At 37.0% G+C, this 12810-nt stretch carries 11 protein-coding genes; 2 read left to right on the top strand and 9 right to left on the bottom strand.

The features are described from left to right. Nucleotides 1–2: 2 nt before the first annotated feature. The 3 genes from lepB to HMPREF3270_RS08535 all read right to left on the bottom strand — a co-directional run bounded on the left by lepB (nt 3) and on the right by HMPREF3270_RS08535 (nt 2565). Nucleotides 3–527: a signal peptidase I gene (gene lepB, locus HMPREF3270_RS08545; RefSeq protein WP_070848731.1), complete on the bottom strand. Its 525-nt coding sequence runs from the start codon at nt 525–527 to the stop codon at nt 3–5. Between the two features lie 15 nt (nt 528–542). Continuing rightward, the gene (locus tag HMPREF3270_RS08540; RefSeq protein ID WP_070848732.1) at nt 543–1106 is read right to left on the bottom strand and encodes a TVP38/TMEM64 family protein; all 564 of its coding nucleotides are present in this window, start codon (nt 1104–1106) and stop codon (nt 543–545) included. A gap of 127 nt (nt 1107–1233) precedes the next feature. After that, nucleotides 1234–2565 (bottom strand): glucose-6-phosphate isomerase, encoded by a 1332-nt coding sequence (locus HMPREF3270_RS08535; protein WP_002481869.1) that lies wholly within the window; start codon nt 2563–2565, stop codon nt 1234–1236. A gap of 333 nt (nt 2566–2898) precedes the next feature. On the opposite strand from HMPREF3270_RS08535, the gene HMPREF3270_RS08530 reads away from it, so the two are divergent. Next, nucleotides 2899–4101, top strand: a complete 1203-nt coding sequence (locus tag HMPREF3270_RS08530; protein ID WP_070848733.1) for an argininosuccinate synthase — start codon at nt 2899–2901, stop codon at nt 4099–4101. Beyond that, nucleotides 4094–5467: an argininosuccinate lyase gene (gene argH, locus HMPREF3270_RS08525; protein WP_023015792.1), complete on the top strand. Its 1374-nt coding sequence runs from the start codon at nt 4094–4096 to the stop codon at nt 5465–5467. The genes HMPREF3270_RS08530 and argH overlap by 8 nt, the downstream gene beginning before the upstream one ends. Nucleotides 5468–5598: 131 nt before the next feature. On the opposite strand, the gene HMPREF3270_RS08520 is transcribed toward argH, so the two are convergent. The 6 genes from HMPREF3270_RS08520 to HMPREF3270_RS08495 all read right to left on the bottom strand — a co-directional run. Continuing rightward, nucleotides 5599–6843, bottom strand: coding sequence for a Glu/Leu/Phe/Val family dehydrogenase (locus HMPREF3270_RS08520; protein ID WP_002481866.1), 1245 nt, complete (start codon nt 6841–6843; stop codon nt 5599–5601). A gap of 109 nt (nt 6844–6952) precedes the next feature. Further along, nucleotides 6953–8143, bottom strand: a complete 1191-nt coding sequence (locus tag HMPREF3270_RS08515) for an ornithine--oxo-acid transaminase (RefSeq protein ID WP_023015791.1) — start codon at nt 8141–8143, stop codon at nt 6953–6955. A 190-nt stretch (nt 8144–8333) separates the two neighbouring features. Continuing rightward, entirely contained in the window at nt 8334–9878 is a 1545-nt protein-coding gene (gene pruA / locus HMPREF3270_RS08510) for an L-glutamate gamma-semialdehyde dehydrogenase (protein ID WP_002481864.1), read from the bottom strand. A gap of 262 nt (nt 9879–10140) precedes the next feature. After that, a complete protein-coding gene (locus HMPREF3270_RS08505) occupies nt 10141–11268 on the bottom strand; it encodes an NADH-dependent flavin oxidoreductase (RefSeq protein ID WP_070848734.1) in 1128 nt (375 codons plus the stop codon). Between the two features lie 153 nt (nt 11269–11421). Next, on the bottom strand, nt 11422–11808 hold the full coding sequence (gene ygs / locus HMPREF3270_RS08500) for a S1 domain-containing post-transcriptional regulator Ygs (RefSeq protein WP_002481862.1): 387 nt from the start codon (nt 11806–11808) through the stop codon (nt 11422–11424). Between the two features lie 244 nt (nt 11809–12052). Further along, a partial coding sequence (locus tag HMPREF3270_RS08495) for an LPXTG cell wall anchor domain-containing protein (RefSeq protein ID WP_141763135.1) occupies nt 12053–12810 on the bottom strand: 758 nt, incomplete at its 5' end.

Raw genomic sequence — 12810 nt, 5'->3', positions numbered from 1 at the left:
AATTATTCATTAAATGAAATTTTAAAATCACGCCATGGATAATATCTTAAAAACACAGTCCCCACAATATCTTGCTGATGTATCGTTCCGAATTTTCTCGAATCGTTTAAATCAGAGCGATCATCATTCAATATTAAATAGTGTTTAGGTGCTAAGATATCTCCTTCTGAATGTTTAATATTGCGTAATGCTAGGGTTTGAATAGGATGTTGTACCTGATAACTTTCATGTACTTGTTGGTCATCTCGATACAATTGACCCGCTTTTATTTCGACAGACTCACCAGGTGTCCCAATGACTCGTCCAAAGTAGATACGTCCTTGATGATGATACATGATGATATCACTATTATGTATTTGGTTGAAAGTGGTTTGTACTTTACTGACCAAAATACGATCATCCTGATGCAATGCAGGTGACATCTGATTAGAATGTACCACTGCACCGATTAAGATAAAAGCTTGAATCAACATTACAATAATAATCGCAATTATCAAGGAAAGCAAATATTTTACAATTTTTCTCACTATTTATCTCCTTCGTTATTTTATGAAACGACGCTCCAACTTTCTGCTGATTATCCAAAGTCCAGCTAAAATCACAATCACTAACACGACACGAATCGGGCTTTCTAAAATGCTATGCATTTCTCTGCCTAAAATACCTGTTAAAGCCATCGCAATCAAATTTGAGACAGCTAATATAATGAAGAAAGTCTGACGTTTCATTTGAGACAAGCCAGCCACCACATTCATTAAAGAACTTGGGGTAAATGGAAAGCACAATAAAATGAAAATAGGTGTCACACCTTGATGATTCACAAACCCCAAAAACTTTTGAACTTCTTTTCGTTCTTTGACTTTATCCATGAATTTAGTGTTCGCAAAATAACGTATGATTAAAAAAACAACGAAACTCCCTAAAAATGTGCCCAGCCATGAGATTATAATTCCTAAAAATAATCCGAATGTATCTACATTAACAAACACAAATATGAACATTGGTAAAATAGGAATAAATGATTCTAAAAACGGTAATAAAAACCCTAGTATATCCCCATAGTCCCCCATTGCTCGCATCCACTGTTCAATTTGATGTGCTGACATAACTCCACCTGTCTCTCATTCATCTTCGATTACTACTATTATATAGGGAACAGGTGTATTTTGAAACTAAAAAAAGAACTCCCATATTACTAATCAGCAATATGAGAGTCTTATATTTATTTCAGAATTATAAACGTTCTTCTAATTCTTGTTTTTTATCTTCGTAACCTGGTTTACCAAGTAATGCGAACATATTTTGTTTATATGCTTCTACACCTGGTTGGTTGAATGGGTTAACACCTAATTGGTAACCGCTCATCGCACAAGCTAATTCGAAGAAGTATACTAAATAACCGAATGTTTCTGGATCAATGCTTGGCACTTTAACCACTAAGTTTGGTACTTCGCCGTCTGTGTGCGCAAGTAATGTACCTTCAAACGCTTTTGTATTTACTTCATCAATTGTTTTACCAGCAAGGTAGTTCAAGCCATCTAAATCATCTGCATCTTCTTCGATTGTAATATCGAATTTAGGATTTTCAACTTTAACCACTGTTTCGAATAAGAAACGACGGCCTTCTTGTACGTATTGTCCTAATGAATGCAAGTCAGTTGTGTAGTTAGCACTTGAAGGATAGATACCTTTGAAGTCTTTACCTTCAGATTCGCCGTATAATTGTTTCCACCATTCATTGAAGTATTGTAATGATGGTTCATAGTTGATCAACATTTCAGTTGTATAACCTTTAGCGTATAAAATATTACGTAATGTCGCATATTGGTATGCGATGTTTTCAGATAAGTCATCTGATTTCAATTCTTCACGCGCTTTAGCAGCACCATCCATCATCGCTTGGATATCAATGCCTGCAGCTGCAATTGGTAATAAACCTACTGCTGTTAATACTGAATAACGGCCGCCTACATCATCAGGCACTACGAATGTTTCGTAACCTTCGTTTGTTGCTAATTGTTTTAAAGCACCTTTTTCTTTATCTGTAGTCGCAAAGATACGTGATTTTGCTTCTTCTTTACCGTATTTATCTTCTAATAACTGTTTAAAGAGTCTGAAAGCAACAGCCGGTTCAGTTGTTGTACCTGATTTAGAAATAACGTTGACTGAATAATCTTTACCGTCAAGGTATTCAATTAAATCATGTAAGTAAGTTGATGATAAGTGGTTACCCGCAAATACGATTTCAGGATATTCATCACTTGTTCTGAATGCTGAACTTAACATTTCAATCGCAGCACGCGCACCTAAATAAGAACCACCGATACCGATCACAACTAATACATCAGAATGTTCTTTGATGCGTTTAGCTGCTTCTAAGATACGAGAGAATTCTTCTTTGTCATAATCTACTGGTAAATCTAACCAGCCTAAAAAGTCGTTGCCTGCGCCTGTACCTTCGTGAATAACACGATGAATTGTTTTTACGATTTCTTGTTGTTGTGTTAATTCGTGTTCGTCAACGAATTTTAAAGCTTTACTATAGTCTAGCTCAATATGTGTCATTTGAACTGCCTCCTGCTTTTTGATTTCACTCATATTTTACTAAATTTCTGATAATACAATCAATAAAACTGTCTATGAAATTGAAGGACTCGTCTTAATTGTGAAAAAATCGTCATTTTTTACTATTTTTCTAGGAAATAAAGTGTTGTACATTCTATAGTTTTTATGAATTTTGCATACATTTAGAACAGGCCTTGCTGTCATAGGGTATAAATGAGTGAGATTTCATCTTTTTGTATATTTATGTAAAATAATGGTTTATTTCTCATCTTCAATCTGCTATGATAATAACATGTTAAAAAATTCAAACTATTCTAACGAGGTGTAAAGATTATGAAGGATAAAATCGTATTAGCCTATTCAGGCGGATTAGATACTAGTGTGGCAGTAAAGTGGCTGATCGATAAAGGTTACGATGTAGTTGCTTGTTGTTTAGACGTCGGCGAAGGAAAAGATTTAGATCAAGTTTATCAAAAAGCATTAGATATGGGCGCAGTAGAATGCTATATCATTGATGCGACTAAAGAATTCAGCGATGACTATGTTGCTTATGCAATTAAAGGTAATTTAATGTATGAAAACACATACCCAGTTGTTTCAGCATTATCTCGCCCATTAATCTCTAAAAAATTAGTTGAAATTGCTGAAAAAACAGATGCAGTAGGTATTGCACATGGCTGTACTGGTAAAGGTAACGACCAAGTACGTTTTGAAGTAGCCATCAAAGCGTTGAACCCTAAATTGAAAGTATTTGCACCGGTACGTTCATGGGGTTGGAGTCGTGAGGAAGAAATTGATTACGCAATCAAAAATAACATTCCAGTACCAATCAACCATGACTCTCCTTACTCTATCGACCAAAACTTATGGGGCCGTGCCAACGAATGTGGTATTTTAGAAGATCCTTACGCAGCACCGCCTGCAGATGCATTTGATTTAACTCGAGAAATCGAAGATACACCAGATACACCTGATGAAATCGTTTTGAAGTTTGAAAAAGGAATTCCAGTAGAAGTCGATGGAAAAGCATATCCATTAGATGATTTAATTCTTTATTTAAACGACTTAGCAGGCAAACATGGTATCGGCCGTATTGACCATGTTGAAAACAGATTAGTCGGTATTAAATCACGTGAAGTCTACGAAACACCAGGCGCTGAAGTCATTCTGAAAGCACATAAAGCTTTAGAAACTATCACATTGACAAAAGATGTGGCACACTTCAAACCTGTGATTGAAAAACAATTCGCAGAACAAACCTACAATGGTTTATGGTTCTCACCTTTAACTGATTCATTAAAAGCATTTATTAATTCAACTCAAGAACATGTCAGCGGTGAAGTACGTGTGAAATTATTTAAAGGTAATGCGGTTGTAAATGGCAGAAAATCTCCATATTCTCTATACAACAAAGAACTTGCGACATATACAAAAGAAGATGCCTTCAACCAAGAAGCAGCAGTAGGATTCATTGAAATTTACGGCTTGCCGACTGAAGTCAATTCTATGTTGCATGGAGGTTATTCACATGAGTAAAAAAGCCTGGGGCGGTCGCTTCCAAGCAGAACCTGAAGCGTGGGTAGATGCTTTTAATGCTTCTATTCACTTTGACCACCTATTAATAGATGAAGATATTCAAGGAAGTATTGCACATGCGACGATGCTTGCACAACAAGGCATCCTTACTTCTGAAGAAAGCGACACCATTATTAAGGGACTCCAGGACATCCAACAAGATTACCACGATGGTAAAGTTGAATTTACAGAAGCTTTAGAAGATATTCACTTAAACATCGAACATGAATTAATCGAACGTATCGGCCCTGTCGGCGGTAAGTTGCACACTGGCCGCAGCCGTAATGATCAAGTCGCAACAGACATGCATCTCTATACAAAGAAAGCAGTCAAAGAAATCATTGAATTGATTCATTCTTTACAAGAGACGATTGTTTCACTTGCAGATAAACACGTCGATACGATTATGCCAGGTTATACGCACTTACAACGTGCACAGCCAATTTCTTTTGCACATCATGTCATGACTTATTTCTGGATGCTTGAACGTGATAAAGCCCGCTTTAACGATGCTTTAAAACGTATCGATATCAATCCATTAGGTGCTGCTGCTTTAAGCGGTACAACACATCCGATTGATCGTCAGAAAACACAAGAACTTTTAGATTTCGCATCACTTTATGAAAATAGTTTAGACGCTGTAAGTGACCGTGATTATATTGTCGAAACACTCAATGCGATTTCGCTTGTCATGATTCATTTATCACGTTTCTCTGAAGAAATTATTTTCTGGTCAACAGATGAAGCAAAATTCATCACTTTATCTGATGCATTTTCAACAGGTTCATCTATCATGCCGCAGAAAAAGAATCCAGATATGGCAGAATTGATTCGTGGTAAAACTGGCCGTACTACTGGCCATTTAGTCAGCATGCTGATGACATTAAAAGGTTTACCATTAGCTTACAATAAAGATATGCAAGAAGATAAAGAAGGTTTATTCGATGCGGTGCATACAGTCACAGGCTCATTACGTATCTTTGAAGGGATGCTCGCTACATTGACTGTGAATACAGACCGTTTAAACGAAACCGTACACAAAGACTTCTCAAACGCAACAGAACTTGCAGATTATTTAGTGGAAAAAGATATTCCATTCCGAGAAGCACATGCGATTGTAGGACAAATTGTTTATTGGTGTATTCAACACGATTGTTATTTACTCGATGTGCCACTTGAAAAATATCAAGAATTCTCACCTACTATTGATGAAACGATCTATAGTTATTTAAAACCTGAAAATTGTTTGAAACGTAGAAAAAGTTACGGTTCAACAGGACAAGAATCCGTACGTCATCAAATTGAAGTCGCAAAAGCTTTATTATAATACGAAAAACCATTACCCGAGCGCTATCAGGTAATGGTTTTTTTATTCGTTATGATTTATAAAACTAAAAGTAAAAAAAGACCCTACCAGTTTTCACTGATAAGGTCTTAATTTCGGTATGAGCTATAAATTTAAGCCCAACCACGATAGCGTGCTGCTTCTGCAGTACGTTTAATACCGATAATGTATGCTGCTAAACGCATGTCAATTTTACGGTTTTGTGCTAATTCATAAATATCATTGAATGCTGTGATTAATTTATCACGCATTTTTTCGTTTACTTCATCTTCTGTCCAGTAGTAACCTTGGTTATTTTGAACCCACTCGAAGTAAGACACAGTTACACCGCCGGCACTCGCAAGTACGTCTGGTACTAATAAGATACCGCGTTCGTGTAAGATACGTGTTGCTTCTAAAGTTGTAGGTCCGTTTGCTGCTTCTACTAGGATATCCGCTTTGATGTTTGGTGCGTTATCTTTTGTAATTTGGTTTTCAATTGCAGCTGGAATTAAGATGTCGCAATCTAATTCAAAGAGTTCTTTGTTAGAAATTGTTTCTTCAAATAAGTTTGTTACTGTACCAAAGCTGTCTCTACGGTCTAATAGGTAATCGATATCTAAACCTTCTGGATCAGATAATGCACCGTATGCATCTGAGATACCGACAATCTTAGCGCCTTTATCAAATAAGAACTTCGCTAAGAAGCTGCCTGCGTTACCGAAACCTTGAATGACAATTCTTGCTCCATTTAAATCAAGGTTTTTAATTTTAGCCGCTTGTTCAATCGCAATAACTACCCCTAATGCTGTTGAACGGTCGCGTCCTTCAGAACCGCCAAGCACAATCGGTTTACCAGTGATAAATCCAGGTGAGTTGAATTTATCTAATGCACTATACTCATCCATCATCCAAGCCATGATTTGTGAGTTTGTCATTACGTCTGGTGCTGGAATATCTTTAGAAGGTCCAACAATTTGTGAAATTGCACGTACATAACCACGAGATAATCGTTCTACTTCATGAATACTCATTTCACGTGGGTCACAGATGATACCGCCTTTACCGCCGCCGTATGGTAAGTCGACAATACCGCACTTCATTGTCATCCACATTGATAATGCTTTTACTTCATCTACGTTAACGTTCGGATGGAAACGAACGCCACCTTTAGTAGGTCCGACTGCATCATTATGTTGTGCACGATAGCCAGTGAAAGTTTTAACAGTACCGTCATCCATTCTTACTGGAATACGAACTTCTAAAAATCTTAAAGGTTCTTTCACTAAATCATACATACCGTCATCAAAACCTAATTTATGCAAAGCTTCTTTGATAATTTGTTGTGTCGATGCCACTAAATTATTGTTCTCAGTCATAATCCTTCTCGCCTCTTTTTCCTAACAATGATTTCGCTTTCATTTGTATTGTAACATAAGCGCTACCTTTTTAAAGGGTTTTCATTCCTTTTGTTACAACTTTTTGAACTCAGCTGAAAACCTTCTTAATTCTCTCTAATGCGTCATCAATTTCTTCCTTAGAAATAATCAATGGCGGCGCAAATCGAATCACCGTTTCGTGTGTTTCTTTGCACAATAATCCTTGTTCTTTTAATGCTTCAGCATATGGTCTCGCATTCTCTTTCAGTTCTAAACCGATGAATAAACCACGACCACGTACCTCTTTAATAGCTGGGTGATCAATCTTTCTTAATTCTTCTTGGAAGTAATCACCGAGTTCTCTTGAACGTTCTGCGAGCTTTTCATCTACCAACACATCTAATGCCGCAATAGAAACTGCTGCAGCTAATGGATTACCACCGAATGTAGAACCATGTGAACCTGGTGTGAAGACATCTAACACTTCATGATCAGCTGCTACAGCTGAAATTGGCAGTACCCCACCGCCAAGTGCTTTACCTAAAATATACACATCTGGTTTTACATCGTCCCAGTCTGTCGCAAACATTTTACCTGAACGACCTAAGCCAGATTGGATTTCATCTGCGATAAATAAGACATTGTGCTCATCCGCAAGTTCACGAATCGCTTTCATATAACCTTCAGGTGGTACATTAATACCCGCTTCACCCTGAATCGGCTCTACTAAAATCGCAGCTGTATTTTCGTTAATAGCTGCTTTTAATGCATCGACATCTCCGAAATCTACTTTTTTGAATCCCTCTAGTAAAGGACCATAACCGCGTTGATACTCCGCTTCAGAAGACAATGATACCGGCGCCATCGTACGTCCATGGAAGTTGCCGTTAAACGCGATAATCTCAGCTTTATCTGGATCAATACCTTTAACTTCATAAGACCAACGACGTGCAGCTTTAACCGCTGTTTCAACTGCTTCTGCACCTGTATTCATTGGTAAGATTTTTTCTTTGCCTGTTAATTCACTGACTTTCTCGTACCAGTCCCCTAAATTATCACTGTTGAACGCACGAGAAACGAGTGTCACTTTATCCGCTTGATCTTTTAGTGCTTGAATAATTTTAGGATGACGGTGGCCTTGGTTAACTGCTGAATAAGCCGCTAACATGTCCATGTATTTATTGCCTTCAGGATCTGTTACCCAAATACCGTCTGCCTCAGAAATGACAATTGGAAGTGGCGTATAGTTGCGCGCCCCATAGTGTTCTGTTTTTTTGATAATATCTTCTGTTCTTGTCATAAATGATTCCTCCTCTATATCCCTTTGTTTTTATTTTTCTTATAGAATGTCACTCCATTGTATAGTTTCCACACTTTAAAATATTTTTGAAAAAAATCACATTATAGATACCGCATAATGCGACTAGAGCTATAATGTGATTTGTGTTGCTTACTTCAATCTTCTTTCAAGTTGTTTATATTGTTATATTTTATAGGTGTTCAGATACTGTACGACCTTGTAGGTGAAGCACTAGATAGTCTGGGCCACCTGCTTTAGAGTCTGTACCTGACATTTTGAAGCCGCCGAATGGTTGGTAACCGACAACTGCACCTGTACAACCACGGTTGAAGTAAAGGTTGCCGACCATGAAGTCGCGACGTGCTTGTTCGAGTTTGAAGCGGTTATTAGAAATAACTGCACCTGTTAAACCGTATTCAGTTGCGTTCGCATATTCAATCGCTTGATCGAAGTCTTTCGCTTTACTGAAACCAACAACAGGTCCGAAGATTTCTTCTTGCATCACACGGCTGTCATAAGCTAAGTCCGCAAATACTGTCGGATATACAAAGTTTCCGACTTCATCGTCTACTTTACCGCCAGTTACTAAACGACCTTCATCTTCGCCGACTTTCAAGTAACTTTTAATTTTCTTCAATGCTTTCTCATCAATAACAGGGCCCATAAAGTTATTGTAGTCTGAAGCATCACCGACTGTTAAAGCTTCAGTTGCTTTTTGAACACGTTCTAATAAGTCATCGTAAATATCTTCTACTGCGATAACACGTGAACAAGCTGAACATTTTTGTCCAGAGAAACCGAATGCTGAGTAAACAATCGCATCAGTCGCAACATCTAAATCCGCTTCACTATCAACCACAATTGTGTCTTTACCGCCCATTTCTGCAATAACACGTTTCAAGTGGTTTTGACCTTCTTGGATTTTAGATGCTTTCTGCATAATGCTTGTACCGACATTTTTAGAACCTGTGAATGAAATTAAACCGACATCTTTATTTTCTACTAAGAAGTCACCGATATCACTAGAATCGCCAGGAATCCAGTTTACTACCCCTTTTGGAAGTCCTGCTTCTTCTAATACTTCCATAAATTTGTATGAAATAACCGGTGTGTTTGATGATGGTTTTAATAATACCGTATTACCTGTTACTACAGGTGCTACTGTTGTACCTGCCATAATCGCATACGCAAAGTTCCAAGGAGAGATAACGACAGAAACCCCGATTGGTAAATAATCAAATTGGTTGTATTCTCCTGGACGAGAGTTGACAGGTTTACCGTCTTTCAGTTCTAACATTTGACGTCCATAGTATTCCATGAAGTCAATCGCTTCTGCAGTATCAGCATCTGCTTCTTTCCATGGCTTACCGCCTTCTTTTGTAAGCAATGCTGAAAATTCGTGTTTACGACGACGTGTAATCGCAGCAGCTCTGAATAAAATATCTGCCCTAACTTCAGGAGCTACAGTACGCCATGTTTTAAATGCTTCTTTCGCCGCTTCTAATGCTTTTTCCGCTAATTCTTTATTCGCCTTAGAGACATAACCGATTGTCTCTTCTCTATTCGACGGGTTGAATGATCTTACTTTATCGTCTGTATAGATACGTTCACCATTAATAATGAGCGGATACTCTTTACCTAAGTCTTCTTCGACTTTTTTGAGCGCTTTTTCATAAGCCTCTCTGTTCTCTGCTTTTTGGAAATCTGTAAATGGTTCATGTTTGTACGGAATCATTTTTAATCCCCCTTTGTTTAATATTAAAAATGGTATAAGAAAGCCCTTACATTTCTAATAATTACATAAAACTCCTATGATGTAAAAGGAAAAATGCTTAAAATTACGAAAATTTAAAATAGTGTGATTGCGCAAGACTGTCACGACAGGAAAAAGAAGATTCTACACAAAAATTAAAAAAGACCACACGATTAATACGTGCAGTCTTATATATAAATCTTAAACTTTCATATAATATGATTTCATTTCACTTACCAATGAATTAATGTTCACCTTTTTCTGGTAATGGATAGAAACCATTATCAAATTGTTTCCATAAGTTTGGCGGTAAATTATGATTATCTTCACGAGACGGATCAAAGTAAGAAATAATATCTTCTGTACGTCCTTCTTTAATCTTCTCAATGAATTCAGCATCTAACAAGATTTCTCGACCTAGCGCAATGAATTGTACACCTGTATTTAAAGCGTCTAGGGCCTCATCAGCGTTAAAGATTGAACCGATACCTACTAATGGGATTTTATCGTCAATCCAGTCACGAATGAGCTCAATACGCGTTTTACCTTCATATTTGCCCTCTCTAGTTTTAGAGTGGATGTCCATCAGTGAAGCATGAAGATAATCTAGTGGTTTGCTAGATAAGTAACCTAATAATTCTTTAGTTTGTTCCATTTTAATGCCGTCTTCTTCTGGATCTTCTGGTGAGAAGCGGTAGCCGACAATAAAGTCTTTATCTGCGAATTTACGAACTGTGTTCAGCACTTCATCTACCACAGCAAGCGGATATTTATAAGGCTTGCTCCACTCATCTTGACGACGATTGTAGTGGCGTGAAACGAATTGGTGAATTAAATAATGGTTCGCACCATGAATTTCTACACCATCAAAACCTGCTTCAATAACACGGCGTGTCGCTTCACCGAATGCTTTGATTGTTTCTTCTATTTCATCAGGTGTGATTTCACACGCATGATGTTCTTCTTGTTGGCCGAAACTCTTCAATGAAATTGGACTTGGCGCTACGACATCTCCTTCTGGTGTTAAGTTAGGTAGAGATTGCGCACCAGCATGATGAATTTGTACAAGTGCTTTTGCGCCATTTTTCTTCATGACTTCAGCTAATTGTTTTAATCCTTCAATATCTGAGTCATGCGCCACTGAAGGCTGACCTGGGAAACCTTTACCAATGTCTGTCACATTACTCGCAGCACTGACACTGATTCCTACATCTTTAGAACGTAACTCCATATGTTTCAGCTCATCTTCTGAGATGGTACCATCTTCATTGGATGATACATGTGTCAATGGTGCAAGCACAAAACGATTTCTAATCTCTACTCCATTTGGCAGAGTATATGATTCAAACAATGGTTCATATTTCTTATCCATTTATACGTGCCTCCTAATTTATCTTTGTGCATTCATTTTAAAGCACCGATAAATAAATTAAAAAAGAATCGCTCAAATCATTTTGAAGACAAAATAAATAAAAGGCCAATATACCACATGCTTATCATGTCGTATATTGACCTTCATTTGAGATTAGAGTTTATTTTCTCTAATCATTCTCTTAGACTGCGCAATCCAAACCGGTAAACGTTCTTCTAATGTTTGAAACCCGTATTTTTCGTTTTCTTTGATCTCATCCAAAACAGATTTTTTCTCTTTCTTACGTTCATAATTTTTAAAGTAGTCATTATCTTTTAATGACAAATTGAGTTTACCTTCTTCATCTATAGACAGTATCTTGGCTTTGACAATTTGTCCTTCAGATAAGAACCGATTTAAATTATGGACATAATCATTCATGATTTCTGATATATGAATGAGTCCTTCCGTGTTGTCAGGGGTTTCTACAAATGCGCCATAAGGTTGAATACCAGTCACTTTAACTTTTACGTGTTGTCCTGATTTATAGTGATTATTCAACTTAATAACCCCTTAATTTCGTATTATTTCTAACAATAACATCATAGCATAAATTAAAGAGGCTCACTAACCGTAACGGTATGATATTTTCGAATTTTTTGATTTATAGCGCAAATTTCACTGAAATAAATAAGATAAATCTCTACCTTAAAATTCCAATAAAAACACAAAAGCACCCCTGCTTTCGATATCAAATCGATCGCAGAGGTGCACACTTACTTAATCATTCTTTTGAAAGAACGGATTATTTTTCAGTGTTATCTTTGTCTTCATTTTTACGTTTTCTGAAGAACATCATTAAACCACCAATCGCAAACATTAATGAAGCATATTGTGGGTCGATAGATGAAACATCTTGACCTGTTTCTGGTAATGCTTTCGCTTTATTTTTGCCTGCATTTTCAGCTTTAGCTTTAGTTGCTCCAGCTTTTTCAGCTTTTGTACCTTTTGTAGCTTTAGATGTTTGTTTATCTTGTGCTTTCACATCAGATTTTGTATCAGATTTAGCTGTATTTGGTGTAGATTCAGTTGTTTTTCCTGTTTCTTTCGCAGGAGCTTTAACTTTTTCTAGACCATTCAATGCAGTTTCAACAGCTTTAGTTGCTTCTTTAATATCTTGAACAGAAACATTATCTGCTTTTTCAATAATGACTTTTCCATCTACAACTGCTTGATCTAATTTGTCAACAGATTCTGGAGTGTATTTAGATTTATCAATTGTTTCAGTTTTATCTAATGCTTTTTCAAGTTCAGCTAAAGCGTCTGCTTTGGCTTTCGCAATTGCATCTGCTTTATCTTGAGCCGCTTTAGTTTCAAGTGCTTTTTCTAAATCAGATTGTGCTTTGTCCACAGATTCTTGAGTCGCATTTTGATCTGCTTCAACAGTCACTGCTGTATCTAATGCGTCTTTTACTGCTTTGTCTTCTTTATCAGTTACATTCAAGTCTAATCCTTCAGCAGTTTCGATTACTTTTTCAAGTTCTGATTTATCTGCTTTGGTTA

It is taken from the genome of Staphylococcus sp. HMSC65H10, from assembly GCF_001839185.1.
Classification (GTDB): Bacteria; Bacillota; Bacilli; order Staphylococcales; family Staphylococcaceae; genus Staphylococcus; species Staphylococcus simulans.
This window is presented reverse-complemented; position numbering and strand designations above follow the sequence as displayed.